Genomic DNA, 22,340 nt, shown 5'->3' with positions numbered 1-22,340 from the left:
TCGAAACCTTGGGCGACCGCGCCCAGGTCATCGGATCTGGTGGCGAGCTCGTGCTCAGGGTCATGCGAGACGAAATCGAGCGTCATGCCGCAGACGCGGCCGTGGGGCGCAACAGCCTGCAAGACCGGCCATAACCCTCGTTGCGATTTGCGCCATTTTGCGGTCGAGCCGACCCCAGCCACCCTTGACGCCGTCCCCGCGCCATGGTGAGTATCCGCCCTATGAGCACCGCCGTCCGCCCATCCCGTCTTTGGTGGCGCACCTCCTAAGAGGTGGCCGGTGCGATTTATTCTCCCAAAATCGTCTGAGGTCGCCCACGCAGTGCGGCGGCCTGATCGTTTGTCCTGTGTGGCGTTCCCTCGACAAGTTTCGTAAGAGGACCCCATGAACAGGACCGTCTTTGCCCTTCCGGCTCGAAGCGACTACGTGACCCGCGCAGGGCTTGCGATCACGCGCGTGGCGGAACAGTTTTACGGCGGCGCCAACCGGCTCGACGATCTCGTCAGCCTGCTCGACCGCCGCCGCGGCGTGGTGCTGTCGTCGGGCACGACCGTGCCCGGCCGCTACGAGAGTTTTGACCTCGGCTTCTCCGACCCGCCGCTCAAGCTCGAGACCACCGGCGTCAATTTCAAGCTGGAAGCACTGAACGCGCGCGGGGAGGTGCTGATCGCCTTCCTCGCTGACGTCTTGCGCGAACCCTGCGTCGTGATCTCAGAGACGACGCCCACGCGCCTTGCTGGTCATATCATTCGCGGCGAAGCCCCGATCGACGAAGACCAGCGCACGCGGCGCGCCAGCGTGATGTCGCTGGTGCGCGATCTCGTCGCCGCGTTCTCCGCCAATGACGACGGGGTGCTCGGCCTGTTCGGCGCCTTCGCCTACGACCTCGTGTTCCAGATCGAGGATCTCGTGCAGAAGCGCGCGCGCGAGAGCGACCAGCGCGACATCGTGCTCTACGTGCCCGACCGCCTGCTCGCCTATGACCGCGCCACCGGCCGCGGCGTCGTGCTCACTTACGATTTCGTCTGGAAGGGCAAGTCCACCGCGGGCTTGCCGCATGAGACCGCCGAAAGCCCCTACCTCAACACACCGCGCCAGGGCTTTGCCGATCACGCCCCCGGCGAATATCAGACCACGGTCGAGACCGCGCGCGCCGCCTTTGCGCGTGGCGATCTGTTCGAGGCGGTGCCGGGGCAGCTGTTCGCCGAGCCCAGCGACCGCTCGCCGGCCGAAGTGTTCCAGCGGCTCTGCGTCATCAATCCGTCGCCCTACGGCGCGTTGATGAATCTTGGCGAGGGCGAATTTCTCGTTTCGGCCTCTCCGGAAATGTTCGTGCGCTCGGACGGACGCCGGGTCGAGACCTGCCCGATCTCGGGGACGATCGCGCGCGGTACCGATGCGATCGGCGATGCCGAGCAGATCCGCCAGCTCCTGAACTCCGAGAAGGACGAGTTCGAGCTCAACATGTGCACCGACGTCGACCGCAACGACAAGGCACGCGTCTGCGTCCCCGGCACCATCAAGGTGCTGGCGCGCCGGCAGATCGAGACCTATTCAAAACTCTTCCACACCGTCGACCATGTCGAAGGCATGCTGCGTCCAGGGTTCGATGCGCTTGATGCGTTCCTCACCCATGCCTGGGCCGTCACCGTCACCGGCGCACCAAAACTCTGGGCGATGCAGTTCGTCGAGGATCACGAGCGCTCGCCGCGCCGCTGGTATGCCGGCGCGATCGGAGCGGTGAATTTCGACGGCAGCATCAACACCGGCCTCACCATCCGCACCATCCGGATGAAGGAGGGCCTCGCGGAAGTGCGCGTCGGCGCCACCTGTTTGTTCGACTCCGATCCCGCCGCCGAGGACCGCGAGTGCCAGGTCAAGGCCGCGGCCCTGTTCCAGGCGCTGCGCGGCGATCCGCCAAAGCCGCTGTCGGCCTTCGCGCCCGATGCCACCGGAAGCGGCAAGCGGGTACTGCTGATCGACCATGACGACAGCTTCGTGCATATGCTGGCCGATTATTTTCGCCAGGTCGGCGCCGATGTCACCGTAGTTCGCCATGTGCATGCGCTCGACATGCTCAAGCAGAAGCGGTGGGATTTGCTGGTGCTGTCGCCCGGGCCCGGCAGGCCTGAGGATTTCGGCATCAAGAAGACCATCGACGCGGCACTGGAGAACAAGCTGCCGGTGTTCGGCGTCTGCCTCGGCGTCCAGGCGATCGGCGAGTATTTCGGCGGCGAGCTCGGGCAGCTCACGCATCCCGCCCACGGCCGGCCCTCGCGGGTGCAGGTGCGCGGCGGGCGGCTGATGCGCAATCTGCCGAACGAGATCGTGATCGGCCGCTATCACTCGCTCTATGTCGAGCGCGACAGCATGCCGGAGGTGCTATCCGTCACCGCCAGCACCGAGGACGGCGTCGCGATGGCGCTCGAGCACAAGACCCTGCCGGTCGCCGGTGTGCAATTCCATCCGGAATCGCTGATGTCGCTCAGCGGCGAGGTGGGCTTACGAATTGTCGAGAACGCGTTCCGTTTGGATGCGCGCGCTGATTGAGAGGCATCATGACTTTTGACCACGATCTGAAGGCGAGCGTCCGCACCATCCCGGACTACCCGAAACCCGGGATCTTGTTCCGCGACATCACCACGCTGCTCGCGGATGCGCGTGCGTTCCGCCGCGCGGTCGACGAACTCGTCAATCCCTGGGCCGGCAACAAGATCGACAAGGTCGCCGGCATGGAAGCGCGCGGCTTCATCATCGGCGGCGCGGTGGCGCACCAGGTTTCGGCCGGCTTCGTGCCGATCCGGAAAAAGGGCAAGCTGCCGCACACCACCGTGCGGATCGCTTACTCTCTCGAATACGGCATCGACGAGATGGAGATGCATGTCGACGCCATCCAGCCCGGCGAGCGCGTGATCCTGGTCGACGACCTCATCGCCACCGGCGGCACCGCGGAAGGCGCGGTGAAATTGCTGCGCCAGATCGGCGCCAATGTGGTCGCCGCCTGCTTCATCATCGACCTGCCGGATCTCGGCGGCGCCGCCAAGCTCCGAGCGATGGACGTGCCGGTGCGCACGCTGATGACGTTCGAGGGGCACTGAGCGGCAACCGCGCCGCTGGTGACGTTCAGATCGGCTCGGCCTTTAGCTCCGACAGCCAATGCAGCATGCGCTCTTTGAGCAGCGCATTCCTGACATAGGCAGTCTCCTCATCCTCCAGACGCTCACATTCACCAAACGTCAGGCCTGTCTCGCCATGGGCGTTCCACGCAGCCTGGAGGCGACGACAGGTGTGGCTACCCTGGCGCAGCGAGAACCAGATGCGGTTCTGGATGGTCTCGAGGTTCGGGGCCTGACCGACCCAAGCCTCGCCCGAGGCCGCGCAGCGGACGACGTAGATGCCCGCGACGGTCTTCCGGTCCTTGTAGGCGGCGATCGCTGCTTTCCGGTCGATGGTCACGTGAAGAGGCCTTGCTGAGGAGCGCTGGTGCGTAAACTCCAGTAACCGAAGGGCCGCTCGCGTCAATATTATCCGGGTAAAATATTCAGGATCGTTGCAGAATCAGGCTGAGCTCGAGCTCGCGGAAGGCGAGATAATTGCGCCTGGTCCACTGGTGCAGCTCGGTCGAAGCATCCTTCTCCTGGCGCAGGTAGCCGGTGAAGGAGAAGTTCAGGCGGCCGATATAGGTCTTCAGGAAGCCGGGCAACGCCGGCAGGCGCAGCAGCCGGCCGCCGGCCATCGCTTCCGGCAGCTCGCCGCGCACGATGTGCTCGTTGTCCACCGTGATCAGATTGATCCGCGGAATCTGTTCGCGCAGCATCTCGTGGGCGCGGGCCGAGACGCGGTCGGTGTCGGCGACGAACAGGATCATCGGCGCGACGTGGCGGCGCGCCGCCTCTTTCAACAGGCCGATCTCCTCCGTCATCTTGAAGAACTCGTCAAAGGCGTGGAAGCCGAGGTCGATCACCTTGGCAACCCCGTCATCGACGATGACGCGATCCATCAGCTGCATCTTGCCATAGGTGTCGATCACGTCGGCGGTCTCCGTGATCTTCGGCAGATAGTCGAGCAGCGACGGCTCCTTCAGGTTGACGTCGAAGGCCACGACGTTGCCGTTCTTGAGCAGCAAAAATTCGCTCAAAAGCCGCGCCAGCAGGGTCTTGCCGACCTGCGGGCGGGGCGAACAAATGATGTAGAGGGGCGTCGCGGGCATCGATAGCTATATCAGTCGAACTTGGCGACCAATCCAGCCGTATCCGCCCGGCTTGCGCAACTATTTTTCGCTGTTGCGGCTCCCGGATTTCGTCGAGCCGACGATATCGGTCAGCCGGATCCGGTCGAATTCGCTCCAGACGTTCGCAAGCCAATGCCGGACATAGCCGCGCAGCACGAACGAATAGTTCGCTGCCTCGTCGTTGATGCCCTTGTTGGCGACGAATTTCAGGAACGGGACGGAGGACACCTCGACCTGCTCATAGGCCATTTCGTTGAGCTTGGGGATGGTCAGCTCGGTCGCGTCCTTGATGCGGTTGAAATACGACTGGTAAGTCGCCTGGTCCCACTGGAAGAACTGGGTATCGTTGATGAAGTTCTTGACTAGGAAATATTTCGCGCCCCCCATGAAGCCTGCGGTCTCGGCGATTTCGTCCAGAGAGGCGATCGAGGGTCCGAGGATGTGGAACACGGCAAAGGTGATCTGGCCGGCCTTGGCGGCGTCGAGGAAACCGATGTCGCGCAAGGAGGCGAGCGCCGGCGAGAGCAGGCCGGCGCGGACGTCGATCACGGTAACCGACGGGCTCGTCGCGTTGAGCGTATCGAAGATCTTCATCTGGTCCGACGTCGTCGTCATGTCGACGATCTCGGTGATGTCAGGGTGGAAGCGCTTCAGGGTTCCGCGCGGCGACTCGGTGTCGAAGGCGCGCGTCGGCACGTTGTTGGCGGAAAAATAATCGAGCAGGGTGCGCGACACGGTGGTCTTGCCGACCCCGCCCTTGTCTGCGCCCACCACAACCACTGCCGGCTTTGCCATTGCTGTCCCCTAACGCGCCCCCCGATCGCGAAGTCGCAATCGGCCGGGCCCCAAATCGATGTCGCAAAGATGTCCCAAGTCTGCTGTTGGGCGCGAACATGGCAGAAACAAGGGAGAATTCAATTCCGCAGGCCCCGGTTACGGCAATTCCCGAGGTTTTTCCCAATCGCGACGAAACCCGCCGCGCATGGCGTCAAATCACGCTCAATGGCGGCCCCAAGGACCCAAGGGATTGCCCAAGGAATTGCCCACGGGATTGCCTCTTGGGTTGCTGCTGGCGGTTCCGGCTGAGCTGGGTGCGGGCACCGGCGGCGGATTGGCCGCGCCGCCAGCGTCATTCCAGGGACCCTGCCGCAGCGGCGGTGGGGCGTCCTGCCGGTCGGCTTGCGCGTCTGGCTCCTCGGCCTCGTCGGCGGGAGGCGGCAGCGGGCCGGGATCATGGCCGCCGGCGAACTTGACCAGCGCATCGACCCGGGACTGCACTGAAGGGTGGGTCGCGAACAAATCGGCAAAACCCTCGCGCGGATTGTCGACGCAGAGCTCCATCACTGCCGAGGTTGCGCCCGGTAGTTCGCCGCGGTTCTCGATCTTGCGCAGTGCCGAGATCATGGCGTCCGGGTTTTTCGTCAGCTCGACTGAGCCCGCGTCCGCGAGATATTCCCGCGAGCGCGACAGCGCGAGCTTCACCACCTGCGACAACAGCCAGGCCACCACGATCAGCACGACCGCGATGATGATGACGATCACCGCGCCGCCCCCCGAACTCTTGCTGTCGCTCGACGACGAGGACGATCGTGACGACGAGGAGGAGCCCGACGACCACGAGCCGCCGGAGCCCCAGCTGAAATTCGTGAACAGGCGGAAGAACAGTTCGCCGAAGAACCCGACCACACCCGCGATGATGACGGCGACCACCATGAGCTGCACGTCGCCGTTCTTGATGTGGGTCAGCTCATGGCCCAGCACCGCCTCGATCTCCTTGTCATCAAGCGCATTGAGAAGACCGGTGGTGACGGTGACCGAATATTGCCGTGGATTGAGGCCGGTCGCGAACGCGTTAAGCGCCGGGCTCTCCATGATCTTCAGCTTCGGCATCGTGATGCCGCGCGAGATGCAGAGATTTTCGAGCAGATTATAGAGCCGAGGCTCTTGCTGCCGAGTGACGTCGTGGCCGCCGGTCACCGCATCGATCATCGACTGGTGGAAAAAATAGGCGATCACGATCCAGGCCGCTGCCACGACGGTCGCAACCGGTGCGGCGACTTTCAGATCATAGAAGGCGCGTCTCAGATAATGGACGACGGTCTCGTCGCCGTTGATGGCGACTTCGGCGATCAGCGCGCCGGCATAGACCAGCACATAGACCAGCGCGAACAGGCCGGCGAGCAGCAGCATCGAACGAAACTTGTTCGAGGCGATGTGCGTGTAGAGACCATACGCGGCCATGACGCGATGCCCTGCCGGCCTATCGGCTCAACTCAGAACTTCACCTGCGGCGTGGCCTCGACCTCGGTGCGGCTGGCGCCGAGATCGAAGAAGTCCTTTTTGGTGAAGCCGAACATGCCGGCGAACAGAGCGGCGGGCATCTGCTGGATGCCGGTGTTGTATTCCTGGACCGCGTTGTTGAAGAAGCGGCGGCTGGCCGCGATCTTGTTCTCGAGGTCGGACAGCTCGCTGGCGAGCTGCTGGAAATTGGCATTGGCCTTGAGGTCGGGATAGGCCTCCGACAGCGCGATCAGCCGGCCGAGCGCGCCGGAGAGCTGGGTCTCGGCCGCGGACACCTGCGCCGGTCCCTGCGCCGACATCGCCGAATTGCGCGCCTTGATGACGTCGTCGAGCGTGCCGCGCTCATGCGAGGCATACCCCTTCACCGTCTCGACCAGGTTCGGGATCAGATCGTGACGCTGCTTGAGCTGCACGTCGACGTCGGCAAAGGCCTGGCCGACGCGTTGGCCCAGCGCCACCAGCCGGTTGTAGGCGGCGAAGGCAAAGAACACGAGGACGACGATAACGCCGAGGACGATCCAGCCGGTCGACATGGAGAACTCCTGAAGGGGGAAGAAGGCGGGCGCTAGGGTAGACCAAATTGGCGCGGAGCGAGAGCCCGGCGCAGAGGGAAGGTAGGATTTGGTCGGATGAGAGGCTATCCGAGTTCAAGGTGAAAGAGCCGGAGGAGGTTAACTTTCGGACAGGTCGCCATCGCCCCAGCGCCAGCGCCGAGCGCTCGCATAGGCGGCCTTGTCACGGCGCGGCGCTTTCGTGATCGCGAGGCCTTTCCCGGTGCAGAGCTTTGCCGTGATCTCGGCCTTGCCGATATCCGGCGGCGCCAGCACGCGTGCGGCGCGGGTTGCGGGCGGCGTGCGGGTCAGCGCCACGTAGATGAATCGCTCGTCCTCGAACGGCACCTCGGCGCCCTTGATCTGGCGGTGAGCCTGCGAGCGCGGCAAGCGCTGGGAGAAATGGCACCAGTCCGGCGCCGCCAGCGGACACGGCTTTTCATGTGGACAGGGTGCGGCGACGTAGGCGCCCGCCGCGATCAGTTGCTGGCGCAAAGCGAGGATGCGCGCGTAGCCGGCGGGCGTGCCGGGCTCGATCACGACCAGCGCGTGGCGCGCTTTCGCCCACATCGCTTCCGCGAGCTTGCGTTGATCGCTCTCGCTGAGCTCGCCGATGACATAACTCGCGACGACGAGATCGGCTTGCGAGATCTCGGCGAGGTTCGCGCCGGCATCGCCCGGCAGATAGCGGCAATCCGCCAAACGCGTGCTGTCGCGCGCCAGTTCGAGCGCGAGACGGCTGAGCGTGGCGTTGGCGTCGAGCAGGGTGAAATCCTGCAGCGAGGAGAAAGCCTCCGCCGCGGCCCAGCTCGCGGTGCCCGGACCTGCGCCGACGTCGAGCAGTGTTTCCGGAGCGAGGTCCGGTACGATCTCGGTCAGCGCATTCAGACTGGCCGCCACCGCCGCGTAAGTCGCCGGCATGCGCGCGAGCGCATAGGCGAGCGCATCGGCCTCCGACTTGATCGTGCCGGAGCCACCGCCTGCGCGGTAGGTGGTGGAGATCTTCTGCGATCGCTGCGCAGCGTCGGTGCGGGAAAAGCCCTGCAGCTTGCCGTCGAGCGCCGCTTTCAGTTCGGCGGGGAGAGTCGGAGAGATCATGTTTGATCATCCGCTTTCGCGGATGACGACGTCAATGGGTGTGGAACGACCGGAAGCTCACGCCACGTTCTGGTCGAGAATATCCACCGCCTCTTGCAGGTTCACCGACACCAGCTGCGAGACCCCGCGTTCGGCCATGGTGACGCCGAACAGGCGGTTCATCCGCGCCATCGTGATCGGGTTGTGGGTGATGATGATGAAGCGCGTGTCGGTCGAGGCGGTCATCTCGTGCAACAGGTTGCAATAGCGCTCGACGTTGTGGTCGTCGAGCGGCGCGTCGACTTCGTCCAGCACGCAGATCGGCGAAGGATTGGTGAGGAACACCGCGAAGATCAGCGCCATCGCGGTCAACGCCTGCTCACCGCCGGAGAGCAGCGACAGCGTCTGCGGCTTCTTGCCCGGCGGCTTGGCGATGATTTCGAGACCGGCTTCAAGAGGGTCATCGCTCTCGATCAAATGCAGCGCGGCTTCGCCGCCGCCGAACAGCTCGACGAACAGGCGCTTGAAGTGGTTGTTGACGACCTCGAACGAGGTCAGGAGCCGCTCGCGCGCCTCCTTGTTGAGGCTCTGGATGCCCTGGCGCAACCGCTTGATGGCCTCGACGAGGTCGTCGCGCTCGGTGACCAGACCGTTGTGCTGGGTCTCGACCTCGCGCAGCTCTTCCTCGGCGCGCAAATTGACCGCCCCCAGGCGCTCGCGGTCGCGGCGCATTTTTTCGAGGTCTTCCTCGATGTCGTGCAGCGGCGGCAGCTCGGCGCCGGGTTCGATCTCGGCGAGGCCGGCAACGGCCTGCGGCTCGACTTCCAGCATGTCGCGGATCTCGCGCTCGATGTCCTCGAGCCGGCGCCGTGCGCCTTCCATGCGCTCCTCGGCGCGGGCGGTGGCCTCGCGCGAGCTCGACAGCGCCTCCAGCGTCAGCTTGGCGACGCGATCGGTTTCGGCCATCGCGGTTTCCGCGCTGGCGAGCGCATCGGCAGCCCTGCGGCGGTCGTTTTCGGCGTATTCGATCTCGGTGATTAGCGCGCTGCGCTTCTCCGCGAACACGGCCGGCGCGTTCTCCAGGTCGCTTCGCTCGATCGAGACTTCGGCGATGCGCGCTTGGATAGTGTCGATGTGGGAGGCGGCGCTCTCCTTGCGGTTCTGCCACTCGGTGCGTTCGGCGAGGATCGCCTGCACGCGGCGGTCGGCCAGCTCGGCTTCGCGCGCCAGCGCCTGTGCCTCGGCGCGGACCTGAGCGGCCATGCGGCGATGACCTTCGATGTCGCTGCGGACCGCGGCGAGACGGGTTTCGGTGTCCTCGCTCGACGGCAGCTCGGAGATCCCGGCTTCGGCGTATTCGTAGGCGGCTTCGGCCTCGGCGCGGTCGGCGGCCAGGCGGCTGTGCGCTTCCGACAGCGTCGCCTTGCGCGCGGCGTGGCGGCTGATTTCGCGCTCGACCGTGGCATGGCGCTCGCGCGCGACGTTGAGCTCGCGCTGCGCGGCGCGCCAGGCTTCGCGACTCGCACCTTCGGTGCTGGCGGCCATCTGCAGCTCGGCCTCGGCGTTCTCCAGCGCCTGACGCTTGATCTGCGCGTCGATGCGGGCCTGCTCCAGCTCGTTCTCGATGTCGATCAGGCGGGCGCGCTCGGCAAGCCGCCGTGCTGCGCCGGTCGGCGCGTGGGCGGCTGCGACAAAACCGTCCCAGCGCCAGACGTCACCTTCGGGCGACACCAGCCGCTGGCCGGTCTTGAGCTGCGAGACCAGCTCGGCGCCGCGCTCGCGCGGCACCACGCCGATCTGCGCCAGGCGGCGGGTCAGCTCGGCCGGGGCCTGCACGTGGCTGGCGAGCGGCACCACGCCGTCGGGCAGTGCCGGATCGCCGCCGGTGACGCCGGCATTGGTCCAGCGCATCGGCGCGGACGGATCGACCGGCGCGTCGAGATCGTCGCCAAGCGCCGCGCCGATCGCCTTTTCAAATCCCTTGTCGACGGTGATGCCGTCGATGATCGGCGGCCACAGATTCTTGGTCTCGCCGTTGAGGATCTTGGAGATCGTGCGCGCCTCGGTATCGAGCCGTTGCACGCGCTTGTCGGCTTCGACCAGCGGCGAGCGCGAGGATTCCAGCGTCTGCCGCGCCGCGACGTGCGCGGCTTCGCTGGCTTGAGCCGCGGCTTCCGAGGCCGCCAGTGTCTGCTCGGCGTTCTCGACCGTCGCGGTCAGCTCGTCGAGATCGCCGAAGCCGCCGGTCGCCTCGGTGAGCTTCTGCTCTTCCGCCGCGACGTTCGAAATCTCCTGGTCGAGCCGGGCGAGCTTGTCGCGGTGGGTTCGAACGTTGGCTTCGAGTTGATTGCGCTTGGCTGTGAGATCGGCGAGCGCGGTGGTGAGCTCGGCGAACTGCTGCTCGGTCTCGGTCAGCACCGCCTCGGCTTCGGCAACACGCTCATCGACGCCGGAGCGCTTCTCGACGCGCGACTTGATCTCTTCCTTCAGCTCGGCATCTTCGGCGTCGAGGCGCTGCAGCGCGACATCGGCGTCCATGGTCTGCTGCTGGGCACGCGAGATGTCGCCTTCGAACTGTGCGAGGCGCCGCTCGAGCTCAGCGACGCGCTCCTTGGCGCGCTCTTCCTCGCGATCGAGCAGCTCGCGGGCGTTGGTGAGGCGCTGCAGCCCCGCTGCGGCGCGGGCTTCGGCATCGCGCAGCGCCGGCATTTCGGCAGCGCGAATCGCCTGGATGCGGGCGGCCTCGGCCTGGTGCTGGGTCCGCTCGGCCATCTCGCGGACCGCGAGATCGTGGGTGTGGCCGGACTCGTCGACGTCGGCATGGGCGCCGATCCAGCGCAGGTGGAACAGGGTGGCTTCCGCCTTGCGGACCTTGGCCGCGACCTCGCGATAGCGCACGGCCTGGCGGGCCTGCTTCTTGAGGCCTTCCATTTGCCCGGCGAGCTGGCCGATCACGTCCTCGACGCGGGTGAGATTGGTTTCGGCCGCCTTGAGCCGCAGCTCGGCTTCGTGGCGGCGGGCGTGCAGGCCGGCGACGCCGGCGGCGTCTTCCAGCACGCGGCGGCGCTGCTCGGGCTTGGCCTGAATGATCTCGCCGATCTTGCCCTGGTGGACCAGGGCCGGCGAGCGCGCGCCGGTGGCGGCGTCGGCGAACAGAATCTGCACGTCGCGGGCGCGCACGTCGCGGCCGTTGATGCGGTAGACCGAACCGGCCTCGCGCTCGATGCGGCGGGAAATTTCCAGCAGCTGGCTGTCGTTCATCGCCGCCGGCGCGGTGCGATCGGAATTGTCGATCGTCATCGTCACTTCGGCGTGGTTGCGTGCCGGACGATTGCCGGAGCCGGCGAAGATCACCGCGTCCATGTCGGCGGCGCGTAGCGACTTGTAGGAGGTCTCGCCCATCGCCCAGCGCAGCGCCTCGACGAGATTCGACTTGCCGCAGCCGTTCGGGCCGACCACGCCGGTCAGGCCGGGCTCGATGACGAAGTCGGTGGCCTCAACGAAGGACTTGAAGCCGTGAAGGCGCAGGCGGGTGATTTTCATAAGCACGCATCTCTGTTGGCAGGCGCGAATCCCCCTGCCGGGACAATACCATGGAAGGCAATGTCGCTATCCGGGCGAGTCGCGCGAGGCGCCTCATGCGGTCGGACAATGGCCGCGGTCCGCCGCGAGGGCAACCGGCGAAAGCCGCTTTTCCCAAGGGATTTATGCCGGGAAAGATACGGCTATCGAGATGCGAATCAGAATCTTGACGAGCGAATCAGCTCTTGAGCAGCGGATTGATCTTCTTGGCGAATTCCTCGAATGAGGTCTCGCCCTTGATCTTCTCGCCGTTGACGAAGAACGTTGGCGTCGAATCGACCTTCAGAACGTCGCTGGCATATTTCTGGTCGGCGGCGATCTTGTCGAGCAGCGCCTGGTCCTTCAGGCAGGCCTCGACCTGCTGCTGGGTCAGACCGGCCTGCTTGCCGATCCGGGTCAGGGTCTCCGTGGTGTTCTTCACCACCCAGTCGTTCTGCTGGCGGAACAGCATGTCGGTGACGGCAAAGTATTTCGGCGCATCGCCATTGGCGATGCAGCGTGACAGCATCGAGCCAGCGGCGGCTTTGATGTCGAGCGGGAACTCGCGGAAGACGTAACGCACCTTGCCGGTGTCGATGTATTCCGACTTGATCTTGGGAAACACCTGCTCGTTGAAGGCCGCGCAATGCGGACAGGTCATCGAGGCGTATTCGGTGATGGTGACGGCGGCGTCCTTCGGGCCCAGCGCCATGTCGGGCAGCGACACCGGCTTGGCGACGTCGCCGGCCGCCGCCTGCGCCATGGCTTCAGGGATCATGGCATCGGAGATGAACCGCAGCGGCGAGAACCCAGCGAGCGCGGCAAGCCCGGTCAGCGACAGCATCGAGGTGAAGGCGCGGCGGGTGATGATCAAGGTCGGCTCCCGGATTGGCGTGGTCTCGCCCGAAATTCCCATTCAGACGGCCTGTCGCTAGCTTGAAACGTCGCTTGAGGCAATGGCGAGCGGCAAGGAGAGGTCCAGTTTGGCCGCAGAATAAGGCTCAATTTCGCTTGATGGCGGCCCCGAGGCGCGCCAGCGCCGACTTCAATTGTTCATCTTCGATGTCGCCCAGGCGCTCAGCCACCGCGGCCACCGATTTGGCGTCCGGCGGGGCGGGCCGGGTCTGCCGGCGGGCGCGCGACAGCGGAGCCTGGCGGAAGGCCAGCTTGCCGACCGCGCTCCAGCCGAAGAAGCGGTTGACCCGCTGCAGGATCACATCGGCGGAGTGCTGGATCTCCAGCGCCATCGGCCCCTCGACCCGCAGCACCAGCGTGGCCGGCTCCTGCGGCTGACCCTCGACCGGCCGCGGCCATTGCATCTTGAGCGGCTCAGCATGGGCCGCGATCTCCGGTCCGGCAATCTGCGCCCACCGCGTCACCAACTCGCGCGCGGCAAAACCCTGCTTGGCATAGGCCTCGGCGAAGACGTCGTTGAGCAGGAGCGACAACGGCTTGGCGCTGATAGGACCGGGTTTCATGGGGCGAAGCTTGGACATGGGACCTTATAGCACTCCGGCGCGTCGGCCACAGGCTCTTCGCCGCGAAGAAAAACGTGGATGCCCGCGAAAAGCGTGGGCACGACGTGGAGAGATCGGTGCATTGCCGCTACAGTGTGAACATGAGCCCCAAATCCGTCCTCAAGGCGAAATCGGAACCAGTTCCGCCGGAGACCTCGTCGCGCGCGCTCGCGCTGCTCCAATGGTACGACCGCCACCGCCGCCGCTTGCCCTGGCGCGCTGCGCCCGGCGAGGCATCCGACCCTTACCGCGTCTGGCTGTCCGAGATCATGCTGCAGCAGACCACGGTGAAGGCGGTCGGGCCCTATTTCGAAAAATTCGTCGCGCGCTGGCCTGATGTCACCGCGCTCGGACGGGCCTCGCAAGACGACGTGCTGCGGATGTGGGCCGGGCTCGGCTATTATTCTCGCGCCCGTAATCTCCATGCCTGCGCGGTCGCGGTGACGCGCGAGCACGGCGGCGCCTTTCCCGACACCGAAGTGGGCCTGCGTGCGCTGCCGGGCATCGGGCCCTATACGGCGGCAGCGATCGCGGCGATCGCGTTCGACCGCCGCACCATGCCGGTCGACGGCAATATCGAACGCGTGGTCTCGCGGCTCTTTGCAGTTGAAGAAGAGCTCCCGCAGGCCAAGCCGCTGATTCAGGAGTTGGCTGCGACGCTGCTTGCCGATTCTCGCGCCGGTGATAGCGCCCAGGCGCTGATGGATCTGGGGGCCTCGATCTGCACGCCGAAAAAGCCGGCCTGCTCGTTATGCCCGCTGAACGAGGACTGCACGGCGCGCGCGCTCGGAACGCAAGACACGTTCCCGCGCAAGGCGCCGAAGAAGAGCGGCGCGCTACGGCGCGGCGCCGCCTTCGTTGTCACGCGCGGCGACGAGCTTCTCGTCCGCAGCCGTCCCGAGAAGGGTCTGCTCGGCGGCATGACCGAGGTACCGGGATCGCATTGGCTGGCCGGGCAAGAAGATGCCAAGGCAAAACAGCAGGCACCCGAGCTGAAGGGGCTCTCGCGCTGGCAGCGCAAGATCGGCGTGGTCACCCACGTCTTCACGCATTTCCCGCTGGAACTGGTGGTCTACACGGCGAAGGTGGTAATGCGCACGCGGGCACCGGCAGGCATGCGCTGGGTGCCCATCGCCACGCTCGCCGACGAAGCATTGCCCAACGTCATGCGTAAGGTGATTGCGCATGGATTGGACCCCTAGCAGCCCATCCTGCTGACAACATGCTGGCAGCAGGCCTGCGTTAGCTGTGGTCGGCAACGGAGGCTCGCATGATCAAGACCGCGCTCGACAACTTTCCCAGGCCGCCCTGTGCCGAGCTATTGGGGTGGCGCCTGCTCGATGCCCGTCCCGGGGAAGGCTGGATCAAGCTCGCCTTCGACGGCAAGCCGGAGTTCTGTAATCCGGCCGGCTTCATCCAGGGCGGCATGCTCTCGGCCATGCTCGACGACACGATGGGCCCCGCCGTGCTGGTGATGAGCGAGGGCCGGCTCTACACCACCACCATCAGCATGACCGTGAATTTCCTGGCGCCCGCAAAGCCCGGACCGATCATCGGTGAAGCCAAGGTGACGCAGCTCGGCAGGACGATTGCGTTCGTCGAGGCAAAGCTGACGGCGGAAGACGGCACGCTGCTGGCGACGGCAAGCGCGAGCGAGCGGTTGCTGGAGGCGGCGAGGGTGGTGAGCAAATAGCTGCCGCGCACTCTTTTTTTCCTTCTCCCCTTACGGGAGAAGGTGGCGCGAAGCGCCGGATGAGGGGTTTGTCTCGGCGAGTTCAAATGAGAGTTAGACTCGCGGAGACAGACCCCTCACCCAAGTGAGCTTGCGTCTGCCGGCGTCACTGCCCTCTCCCGCAAGGGGCGAGGGCGCATCAACGTGCGTCTCGCTTGGTGCGAATACTCATTTCGTCGCGCGCGCACCCGCGCTCACGATCGGCGGCTTCGCATTCAGCGCTTCGACCTGGAAGCCCGCGACGCGCTTGTAGTTGGCGGCAACATCCTCCAGCTCCTGTTGCGACAGCACGTCAGTGACGACCTTGTAGCCATCCGGCGCGCGCTCCTCGACGAGCTGCATCACCTGCTCCGGGCCATTCTTGCGGTTGAGCAGGACGAGACTGGTGGTTGCAGGCCGCCGCTCCGCCTCATAGGCGAGCAGGGCCGCTTGCGTCGGGCCGTGCGCCAGGATCTCGCGGGTGATGGTGCGGGCATCGAGGATCGCCTGCGAGGCACCGTTGGAGCCGATCGGGTACATCGGATGTGCGGCGTCGCCCATCAGCGTGACGCGGCCGAAGGTCCATTGTGACACCGGATCGCGATCGACCAGCGGATATTCATAGGCGTGCGGGCAGTTCTTGATCAGGCCCGGCACGTCGAGCCAGTCGAACTGCCAGCTCTCGAACCAGGGCAAGAACTCTTCCAGGCGCGCGGTGCGGTTATAGTCCTCGCGCCGCCATTGATAGGTCGGCGGCATGTGGCGCTCGGCAACCCAGTTGATCAGATGGTTGCCCGCGGCGTCAGGTTCCTTCGAGATCGGATAGCAGACGAATTTCAGGATCTCGTGGCCGGCCATGATCATGGTGCGGCCGCTGAGGAAGGCCTTTGCAGGTGTGACGCCGCGCCAGAGGATGCGGCCGTTCCAGATCGGCGGGCCTTCGTCGGGATAGAGTTTTTCTCGCGCGGCGGAATGGATGCCGTCGGCGGCGATCAGGATCGTGCCGTCGTAAGTCCCCGCGGCCTTGCCGGTGGCCTTGTCGATAAAATCGGCGCGCACGCCGTCGGCGGTTTCGCTCCAGCCGGTCAGATGATGGCTGGTGAGGATGTTGTCGCGGCCGAGGCGCTCGATCGCGGTGTCGAGCAGCAATTGCTGGAGCGTGCCGCGATGGATCGAAAACTGCGGCCATTTATAGCCGGCCTCCAGCCCGCGCGGCTCGCTCCAGATCGGCTTGCCGTGCTTGGAGAAATAGGCAAGCTCGCGGGTGCGCACGCCGCTGGCATCGAGCTTGTCCATCAGGCCGAGCTCGATCAGCTCGCGCACCGCATGCGGCAGCACGTTGATGCCGACGCCGAGCGGCCGCAGTTCGGCGACGCTCTCGAACACTTTTACGGGAATGCCGATTCCGTGCAGGCTGAGCGCAAGCGTCAACCCGCCGATGCCGCCACCGGCGATGAGTACGGTCATGGGAAAGCCCCTCCAACTCGGGGCGTCTTGGCACAGCCGGGCGCCGGTGGGCAACTGCGAAGAGAAGTTCGTGCTATGGACCTCGGGGCCCGCAGCCGTTACCTTCCGGCTTTCCAATGAGGTCCGACATGCTCAAGCTCTACTACGCCACCGGCACCTGCGCGCTCGCCACCTACATCACCCTGGAAGAAGCCGGCGCCGACTACGCGGCCGAGCGGCTGAGCTTCAAGACCAACCAGCAGAACAGCGCGGAGTATCTCGCGATCAACCCGAAAGGCCGCGTGCCCGCGCTGGTGACCGATCGCGGCGTCCTGACCGAGACCCCGGCGATGCTGGCCTATCTCGCGCAGACCTTCCCCAAGGCGAAGCTCGCGCCGCTCGACGATCCCTTCGACTTCGCGCAGGTGCAGTCGTTCAACTCCTACCTCTGCTCGACCGTGCACATCAACCATGCCCACAAGATGCGCGGCGCGCGCTGGGCGAGCGAAGAGAGCTCGTTCGCCGATATGAAGGCGATGATTCCGAAGACCATGGGCGCCTGCTTCGCCCTGATCGAGCAGAAGATGTACAAGGGGCCCTGGGTGATGGGCGAGCAGTTCACGATCTGCGATCCTTATCTCTACACCCTGTCGACCTGGCTCGAAGGCGATAGCGTCGACATCAACGCGACGCCGAAGATCGCCGATCATTTCAAGCGCATGTCCGACCGCCCCGCCGTGCGCAAGGTGATGGACGCGCAGAAGGCGTAGCAGCGCGGGAACATATTTCCTTGTCGTCCCGGGCCAGCGTAAGCGCAGACCCGGGACGACACCATTTGCTTTGAAGTTACGTCTTACCCAGCGCGCCCTTTCTTCTCCAATTCGCGTCCCGTCTCCAACATCAGCCGCCTGAGCCAGATCGAGCCGGGATCCATCTGTGCGCGGGTCGGGTAGAACATGAACTGCTCGTCGATGCCGGGGTCGAGCGGCGGCGTCACCGTGACGAGGCCGAGCTTCTTGGACAGCGCCCCGATCAGCCGGCGCGGCACGAAGGCGACGAGGTCGGTGCGGGCAGCGACGTGCAGCGCTTCGAGATAGCCCGGGACGACCAATGAAATGTGCCGGTCGATGCCCTTGGTGCGCAGCCAGGTGTCGATCAGGTCCTCCGGCTGGCCGCGGATAATTACTCCGACATGGCGCGCGGCCAGGAACATCTCGCGCCGTTTCAGCTTCGCAGCCACGGGATGGCCGCGCCGCACCGCCAGCGCGTCGCTGTCGGTGTAGAGCAGCTGGCGGTGAAAGCCCTTGAAGGCGTTGCCGATCGAGATCACGAGATCGATGGTGCGGGCGAACTCGGCGTGGAAAATCGCCGGTCCCCGCCACGGCACCACGTCGATTCGGACATTGGGGGCGGCCTGCGTCACCTTTTCCATCAAGGGCGGCATCAACAGCTCTACCGCGAGATCCGGCATCATCAGTCGGAATTGCCGCTCGCTGCGCGCCGCGTCGAATTCGTCCGATAGGAACAGCCCGCGCACCTGGTCGAGCGCCTGCGCCAGCGGCGCGCGCAAGGCTTGCGCCCGCGGCGTCAGCTCCATGCGCGCGCCTGTGCGGACCAGGAGCGGATCGCGAAAGATGTCGCGCAGACGCTGGAGCGCATGACTGGCCGCCGGCTGCGACAGCCCGATCCGCAAGGCGGCGCGGCTGACGTTGGCCTCGCGCAGCAGCGCGTCGAGCGTGGTCAGGAGATTGAGGTCGAGCGAATTCAAATTCATGAGGCGAATAGATATCATATCCACTATCGATTTGAAGAATTTAGAAGCGGCGGCGATGATCTCGATGTTCTCACAAAGGGAGATGCCGCCATGAGCGCGAGCGCCAACAAGAAGCTGATGCAGGATATCTTTGCCGCCGCCGCCAGCCGCGATCCGGCTGCGCGCGACCGCGCCTTGTTCACCGAAAGCCTTGCCGACGACGCCAAATGGATCGTGACCGGCCAGTACTCCTGGTCGCGCACCTTTTCGGGCAAAGAAGCGATCCTCAACGACCTGCACGCCTATGTGCGGACCCGTCTTGTCGACCGGACGCGGACGGTCGCCCACCGCTTCACCGCCGACGACGATGTCGTCGTCGTCGAAGCCAAGGGCGACAACGTCACGCCCGAAGGCGTACGCTACGACAACGACTACTGTCTCGTGTTTCGGCTCGAGGACGGCAAGATCAAGGAGATCCGGGAATATTGCGACTCGGTGCTGACCGAGAAGGCCCTCGGCCCGTTTCCGCAAACGGCCGTGAGGACCGCGAGCTGAGCGGATCGAGCGGCGTCGTGTCCGCCGACCGGTGCCGTGCGCCGCGGTCGGCGAGGGGCGTGTCGGTCTGGCGGCCGAACAGCTGCAGCGGCCTGCATGGCGCTGCGGGCCTCTCGCCAAAACCTTGCTCACCTGCCGATAAAATCAGCAGACATTGTGCCGTCTGACGCATGCGCGCGCGAAAAATTTGAAGGTTCAATTAACGAGTGTCCCCCATTGTGTCGCGGTGCAGCGTGGGTCGCGAACAACGCCATCCGCGGCTGCCGGGGTGGCCCGATAAATCGCCGGAGTTGTTCGTCCGCCCGAATTGACATGCTTCTGAGTGGACAGTGGGAATGCCGAGTTTTCGTTTGCGGATCAGGGGACGCCTGTACGCAGGTTTCATGGCCTTGGTGGCGGTTGGTCTTGTGATGGCGGTGGTCGCCATCTGGAATTTGCGGTCCGTTCAGGATCAGGTCGAAAAACTCTCCAAATTGTCGGACAGCACGGCGCGCGTCCTGGAGATATCGACCCATTTTCAGGCCATCCAGCGGGCCAATCTGCGCTACATTTACGACGCCAACGAGCCTGCGATGCGGGAGGCTGCCGAGCGAGAGACCGCGGCGACGGGGCTATTACAGCTCGGAGCAAAGGGCACCCTCTCGGAGGAGCGGCGGAAGCTCTACAACGATCTGATCGCCGACATCGCCAAAATGAAAAGCCTACGTGATAGTCTCGGCGACGCCGTCAACGAGGCGCGGACCGGCAAGGCGACGCTGTTGCCGAGCGGCGAAGAGCTGACGGTGAAGATGGCCAAGCTGGTCGATGTGGCCCGCGCCGCCGCCGACGACGACACGGTGTCGCTCGTCGCGGACCTCGAATCCCGGGTCCTGCTGGTTCGAATCGCGAACTGGCGCTTCCTCGCTCTGCGCGACACCAACGGCCCCACCGCCTTCAGAACCAATGTCGACAGGGCGGTGCAGCGGCTCGCAGCCGTCGAAAGGAGCCCGCAGGCGGCCGACCTTCGCTCGTCTCTGACGCCCGTGAAGACCGCCCTCGGTATCTACAAATCCGCGTTCGAAACGACCTCCGCCGCGATGCTGCGGTCCGACGAGATCTACCACAAGGATCTCGCACCGCTCATCTCCGCGAGCATCGCCAAGCTCAAGGTCACGGAAACGGCCTTGAAGACGGATTACAAGGATTCGCGCACCGCGGCCGATGCTGTGATCGACGGCACGACCTCGCTCCAGGCGATTGCGGGCGGCCTCGCCGTCCTGTTCGGACTGATCGTCGCCTTCCTGACCGCCCGCAGCATCGTGGGGCCGCTGACCTCGATGACGCGCGCAATGGGGCTGCTTGCCGGGGGCAATCTCGCCGTCGAGATCCCTTCGCGCGGCAAGGCCGACGAGATCGGCGACATGGCCAAGGCGATCGACGTCTTCAAGACAAACATGATCGAGACGGAAAGGCTGCGCCATGAGCAGACCGCAACCGAGGCCCGGCAGGCCGAAGGCCGCAAGGCCGACATGGCCCGGCTCGCCAGCCAGTTCGAGCAGGCGGTGGGCGAAATCGTCGATACCGTATCCTCGGCATCGCACGAGCTCGAGGGCTCGGCCGGCACCCTGACCGCAACCGCGAGGCGCGCTCAGGATCTCTCCACCGAAGTGCAATCCGCCTCCCAGGAAGCCTCGGCCAATGTGCAGGCGGTGGCCTCCGCGACCGAGGAGTTGTCCTCCTCGGTGACGGAGATCGCGCGCCAGGTGCAGGAATCGGCGCGCATTGCGGGCGAAGCCGTCGGTCAGGTGAGCAAGACCAACGCGCGCGTCAGCGAGCTCTCCAAGGCTGCAACCCGCATCGGCGACGTGGTCGAGCTGATCAGCACCATCGCCGGCCAGACCAACCTCCTGGCGCTGAACGCCACCATCGAGGCGGCGCGCGCGGGTGAAGCCGGCCGTGGCTTTGCCGTGGTCGCCTCGGAGGTCAAGGCGCTCGCCGAGCAGACCGCGAGGGCCACCGGTGAGATCGCCCAGCAGGTTTCGGGCATCCAGGCCGCGACGGAGGAGTCGGTCGGCTCGATCAGGGAGATCAGCGGCACCATCGAGCGACTGTCGGAGATCTCGTCGACGGTTGCCGCCGCCGTGGAGGAGCAGGGTGCGGCGACGCAGGAGATCTCCCGCAACGTGCAGCAGGCGGCCCAGGGCACGCAGCTCGTTTCGTCCAACATCGGCGACGTGCAGCGCGGGGCTTCCGAGACCGGCTCGGCCTCTTCGCAGGTGCTCTCGGCGGCACGCTCGCTGTCGGCCGACAGCAACCGCCTGAAGCAGGAAGTCGCCAACTTCCTGAGCTCGGTCCACGCAGCCTGAGCCTCAAAAGCAAAAGGCCACGCGCATGCGCGTGGCCTCGCGTTGTGACCGGACGCGATCAGGCGACTTTCGTCGTCATGTGCTTGAACATGTTGCTGCGGGCCTCGTCGTCCATCTCCGCCTTGAAGGTGAACTTGTCCTTCAGAGCGATCGCGCGCGTCGCCGCAGGCCGCGCCGTGACCTCGTCCACCAGCCGCTTGACGTTCGGGTATCGCGCGAAAGCATCGTCGCCGAGCTTGAACGGCAACATCCGTGCCCAACCCCACAGCGCCATGTCGACGATCGAATAGCTGTCGCCGACCATGTAGCGGCGGCCTTCGAGGTGACCGTCGAGAATCTTGTAGTGACGATCGGTCTCGAACTGATAGCGGTTATGCGCGTAGTCGTGGTTCTGGTCCTTCGGCGCGAAATGCTTGAAGTGCACGGCCTGACCCGAATACGGCCCGACGCCGGTGGCGACGAACATCAGCCATGACAGCATCTCGCCGCGAAAATTGGCGGCCGGCAGGAATTTTCCGGTCTTCTCGGCCAGATAGAGCAGGATGGCGTTGGAATCGAACACGATGGTGCCGTTGTCGTCGATCGCCGGCACCTTGCCGTTCGGATTGATCTTCAGATAGTCCGGCGTGAACTGCTCGCCCTTGCGGGTGTCGATCTTCACCGGCTCAAAGGCCAGGCCCGACTCTTCGAGATAAAGCGCGACCTTGGTCGGGTTCGGCGAGCCATTGAAATAGAATTTGAGCATCGGGCATCTCCCCTGTGTTTGTTGGCTGAGAGTGGAGGCAGCAACATGTCCGCAAGCGGCCTTGTCTTGCCTGAACCTTATCGGGGAGGGCAACCGGCGAGTTTGCCGGGCGGTATCTGCGCGCCACGCAGATCAGCCGGCGTAACAAAGGCCGATCGCCGCCGTAATGACCATGGCCGCGCCCACGACCTCCAGGCGCAGCCCGAGCCGGGTAGCGATATGCATGTCGGAAGCTCGCGCCTTGCGCTCCGATCCGCGCGCGTAGCCGTGAACGATGACGTCGTGATTGAAGCCGTCATGGGCCTCGTTGCTGCTGGCGAGCCCGACACAGACCACGAGCACGCCGAACAAGGCGAGGCCGAAAAATCCCAGCAGCGCGATCAGGAACATCGGAAACATGCCGAGCAGAAAGATCGGCAGCAGCGGCACCAGCAGCAATGTCTCGGACTGTCGTCGCATGGGAGGACCGGTCGGGACGGGGCGCAGGCGGTCAATCTAGTCCCGCCGGCGGCCGTGTTCAACCAGTCTCGTCATTCCGGCTCTTGCC

The 22,340-nt window shown here is 65.1% G+C and carries 20 protein-coding genes; 7 read left to right on the top strand and 13 right to left on the bottom strand.

What is annotated here, in order from left to right:
• The first annotated feature begins 384 nt into the window (after positions 1-384).
• Positions 385-2,550, top strand: a complete 2,166-nt coding sequence (locus IVB48_RS10810) for an anthranilate synthase component I (RefSeq protein ID WP_247399878.1) — start codon at positions 385-387, stop codon at positions 2,548-2,550.
• Between the two features lie 8 nt (positions 2,551-2,558).
• Positions 2,559-3,098 (top strand): adenine phosphoribosyltransferase, encoded by a 540-nt coding sequence (locus tag IVB48_RS10805; protein WP_007595035.1) that lies wholly within the window; start codon positions 2,559-2,561, stop codon positions 3,096-3,098.
• Between the two features lie 25 nt (positions 3,099-3,123).
• On the opposite strand, the gene IVB48_RS10800 is transcribed toward IVB48_RS10805, so the two are convergent.
• From IVB48_RS10800 to IVB48_RS10760, 9 genes are all read right to left on the bottom strand, one after another.
• On the bottom strand, positions 3,124-3,456 hold the full coding sequence (locus tag IVB48_RS10800; RefSeq protein ID WP_247399876.1) for a GIY-YIG nuclease family protein: 333 nt from the start codon (positions 3,454-3,456) through the stop codon (positions 3,124-3,126).
• An 85-nt stretch (positions 3,457-3,541) separates the two neighbouring features.
• Positions 3,542-4,210 carry a hypothetical protein gene (locus IVB48_RS10795; RefSeq protein ID WP_247399875.1) on the bottom strand — a complete coding sequence of 223 codons (669 nt, stop codon included), beginning with the start codon at positions 4,208-4,210 and terminating at the stop codon, positions 3,542-3,544.
• A gap of 60 nt (positions 4,211-4,270) precedes the next feature.
• Positions 4,271-5,026 (bottom strand): hypothetical protein, encoded by a 756-nt coding sequence (locus tag IVB48_RS10790; protein ID WP_027516412.1) that lies wholly within the window; start codon positions 5,024-5,026, stop codon positions 4,271-4,273.
• Between the two features lie 204 nt (positions 5,027-5,230).
• Positions 5,231-6,472, bottom strand: coding sequence for a M48 family metallopeptidase (locus IVB48_RS10785; RefSeq protein WP_247399874.1), 1,242 nt, complete (start codon positions 6,470-6,472; stop codon positions 5,231-5,233).
• Between the two features lie 32 nt (positions 6,473-6,504).
• Entirely contained in the window at positions 6,505-7,065 is a 561-nt protein-coding gene (locus IVB48_RS10780; protein WP_027516414.1) for a LemA family protein, read from the bottom strand.
• 138 nt (positions 7,066-7,203) lie between these two features.
• Positions 7,204-8,181 (bottom strand): small ribosomal subunit Rsm22 family protein, encoded by a 978-nt coding sequence (locus IVB48_RS10775; protein ID WP_247399873.1) that lies wholly within the window; start codon positions 8,179-8,181, stop codon positions 7,204-7,206.
• A 57-nt stretch (positions 8,182-8,238) separates the two neighbouring features.
• On the bottom strand, positions 8,239-11,703 hold the full coding sequence (locus tag IVB48_RS10770) for an AAA family ATPase (RefSeq protein ID WP_247399871.1): 3,465 nt from the start codon (positions 11,701-11,703) through the stop codon (positions 8,239-8,241).
• A gap of 217 nt (positions 11,704-11,920) precedes the next feature.
• Positions 11,921-12,595 carry a DsbA family protein gene (locus tag IVB48_RS10765; RefSeq protein WP_018454930.1) on the bottom strand — a complete coding sequence of 225 codons (675 nt, stop codon included), beginning with the start codon at positions 12,593-12,595 and terminating at the stop codon, positions 11,921-11,923.
• A 127-nt stretch (positions 12,596-12,722) separates the two neighbouring features.
• Positions 12,723-13,217 carry a DciA family protein gene (locus IVB48_RS10760; protein WP_247399870.1) on the bottom strand — a complete coding sequence of 165 codons (495 nt, stop codon included), beginning with the start codon at positions 13,215-13,217 and terminating at the stop codon, positions 12,723-12,725.
• Between the two features lie 122 nt (positions 13,218-13,339).
• Between IVB48_RS10760 and mutY the strand changes: the two genes are divergently transcribed.
• Positions 13,340-14,440: an A/G-specific adenine glycosylase gene (mutY, locus tag IVB48_RS10755; RefSeq protein ID WP_247399869.1), complete on the top strand. Its 1,101-nt coding sequence runs from the start codon at positions 13,340-13,342 to the stop codon at positions 14,438-14,440.
• 68 nt (positions 14,441-14,508) lie between these two features.
• The gene (locus IVB48_RS10750; protein WP_247291238.1) at positions 14,509-14,931 is read left to right on the top strand and encodes a PaaI family thioesterase; all 423 of its coding nucleotides are present in this window, start codon (positions 14,509-14,511) and stop codon (positions 14,929-14,931) included.
• A gap of 207 nt (positions 14,932-15,138) precedes the next feature.
• Here IVB48_RS10750 and IVB48_RS10745 read toward each other — a convergent pair whose 3' ends face one another.
• Positions 15,139-16,416 (bottom strand): flavin-dependent oxidoreductase, encoded by a 1,278-nt coding sequence (locus tag IVB48_RS10745; RefSeq protein ID WP_247399868.1) that lies wholly within the window; start codon positions 16,414-16,416, stop codon positions 15,139-15,141.
• A 128-nt stretch (positions 16,417-16,544) separates the two neighbouring features.
• Here IVB48_RS10745 and IVB48_RS10740 point away from each other — a divergent pair, with 128 nt between their 5' ends.
• On the top strand, positions 16,545-17,165 hold the full coding sequence (locus IVB48_RS10740; protein WP_027568589.1) for a glutathione S-transferase family protein: 621 nt from the start codon (positions 16,545-16,547) through the stop codon (positions 17,163-17,165).
• An 83-nt stretch (positions 17,166-17,248) separates the two neighbouring features.
• Here IVB48_RS10740 and IVB48_RS10735 read toward each other — a convergent pair whose 3' ends face one another.
• Positions 17,249-18,169: a LysR family transcriptional regulator gene (locus IVB48_RS10735; RefSeq protein WP_247399866.1), complete on the bottom strand. Its 921-nt coding sequence runs from the start codon at positions 18,167-18,169 to the stop codon at positions 17,249-17,251.
• Between the two features lie 90 nt (positions 18,170-18,259).
• On the opposite strand from IVB48_RS10735, the gene IVB48_RS10730 reads away from it, so the two are divergent.
• Both IVB48_RS10730 and IVB48_RS10725 read left to right on the top strand, forming a co-directional pair.
• Entirely contained in the window at positions 18,260-18,703 is a 444-nt protein-coding gene (locus IVB48_RS10730) for a nuclear transport factor 2 family protein (RefSeq protein ID WP_247399864.1), read from the top strand.
• A gap of 335 nt (positions 18,704-19,038) precedes the next feature.
• Positions 19,039-21,048 (top strand): methyl-accepting chemotaxis protein, encoded by a 2,010-nt coding sequence (locus IVB48_RS10725; RefSeq protein WP_247399863.1) that lies wholly within the window; start codon positions 19,039-19,041, stop codon positions 21,046-21,048.
• A 58-nt stretch (positions 21,049-21,106) separates the two neighbouring features.
• On the opposite strand, the gene IVB48_RS10720 is transcribed toward IVB48_RS10725, so the two are convergent.
• Together IVB48_RS10720 and IVB48_RS10715 are read right to left on the bottom strand one after the other, a co-directional pair.
• The gene (locus tag IVB48_RS10720; RefSeq protein WP_247291226.1) at positions 21,107-21,793 is read right to left on the bottom strand and encodes a glutathione S-transferase family protein; all 687 of its coding nucleotides are present in this window, start codon (positions 21,791-21,793) and stop codon (positions 21,107-21,109) included.
• Positions 21,794-21,925: 132 nt separating this feature from the next.
• The gene (locus IVB48_RS10715; protein ID WP_247399862.1) at positions 21,926-22,252 is read right to left on the bottom strand and encodes a hypothetical protein; all 327 of its coding nucleotides are present in this window, start codon (positions 22,250-22,252) and stop codon (positions 21,926-21,928) included.
• Positions 22,253-22,340 lie beyond the last annotated feature (88 nt).

This window comes from Bradyrhizobium sp. 76 (genome assembly GCF_023073025.1).
In the GTDB taxonomy this organism is placed as follows: Bacteria; Pseudomonadota; Alphaproteobacteria; order Rhizobiales; family Xanthobacteraceae; genus Bradyrhizobium.
The sequence above is the reverse complement of the archived record's forward strand: the minus strand, read 5'-3'. Positions and strand labels throughout refer to the sequence as shown.

Coding starts and splice junctions, on each gene's coding strand:
- mutY (WP_247399869.1), top strand. CDS start 13,340: ATGAGCCCCAAATCCGTCCTCAAGGCGAAATCGGAACCAGTTCCGCCG.
- IVB48_RS10785 (WP_247399874.1), bottom strand. CDS start 6,472: ATGGCCGCGTATGGTCTCTACACGCACATCGCCTCGAACAAGTTTCGT.
- IVB48_RS10775 (WP_247399873.1), bottom strand. CDS start 8,181: ATGATCTCTCCGACTCTCCCCGCCGAACTGAAAGCGGCGCTCGACGGC.
- IVB48_RS10795 (WP_247399875.1), bottom strand. CDS start 4,210: ATGCCCGCGACGCCCCTCTACATCATTTGTTCGCCCCGCCCGCAGGTC.
- IVB48_RS10805 (WP_007595035.1), top strand. CDS start 2,559: ATGACTTTTGACCACGATCTGAAGGCGAGCGTCCGCACCATCCCGGAC.
- IVB48_RS10760 (WP_247399870.1), bottom strand. CDS start 13,217: ATGTCCAAGCTTCGCCCCATGAAACCCGGTCCTATCAGCGCCAAGCCG.
- IVB48_RS10730 (WP_247399864.1), top strand. CDS start 18,260: ATGAGCGCGAGCGCCAACAAGAAGCTGATGCAGGATATCTTTGCCGCC.
- IVB48_RS10770 (WP_247399871.1), bottom strand. CDS start 11,703: ATGAAAATCACCCGCCTGCGCCTTCACGGCTTCAAGTCCTTCGTTGAG.
- IVB48_RS10715 (WP_247399862.1), bottom strand. CDS start 22,252: ATGCGACGACAGTCCGAGACATTGCTGCTGGTGCCGCTGCTGCCGATC.
- IVB48_RS10740 (WP_027568589.1), top strand. CDS start 16,545: ATGCTCAAGCTCTACTACGCCACCGGCACCTGCGCGCTCGCCACCTAC.
- IVB48_RS10725 (WP_247399863.1), top strand. CDS start 19,039: ATGCCGAGTTTTCGTTTGCGGATCAGGGGACGCCTGTACGCAGGTTTC.
- IVB48_RS10750 (WP_247291238.1), top strand. CDS start 14,509: ATGATCAAGACCGCGCTCGACAACTTTCCCAGGCCGCCCTGTGCCGAG.
- IVB48_RS10810 (WP_247399878.1), top strand. CDS start 385: ATGAACAGGACCGTCTTTGCCCTTCCGGCTCGAAGCGACTACGTGACC.
- IVB48_RS10745 (WP_247399868.1), bottom strand. CDS start 16,416: ATGACCGTACTCATCGCCGGTGGCGGCATCGGCGGGTTGACGCTTGCG.
- IVB48_RS10780 (WP_027516414.1), bottom strand. CDS start 7,065: ATGTCGACCGGCTGGATCGTCCTCGGCGTTATCGTCGTCCTCGTGTTC.
- IVB48_RS10735 (WP_247399866.1), bottom strand. CDS start 18,169: ATGAATTTGAATTCGCTCGACCTCAATCTCCTGACCACGCTCGACGCG.
- IVB48_RS10720 (WP_247291226.1), bottom strand. CDS start 21,793: ATGCTCAAATTCTATTTCAATGGCTCGCCGAACCCGACCAAGGTCGCG.
- IVB48_RS10790 (WP_027516412.1), bottom strand. CDS start 5,026: ATGGCAAAGCCGGCAGTGGTTGTGGTGGGCGCAGACAAGGGCGGGGTC.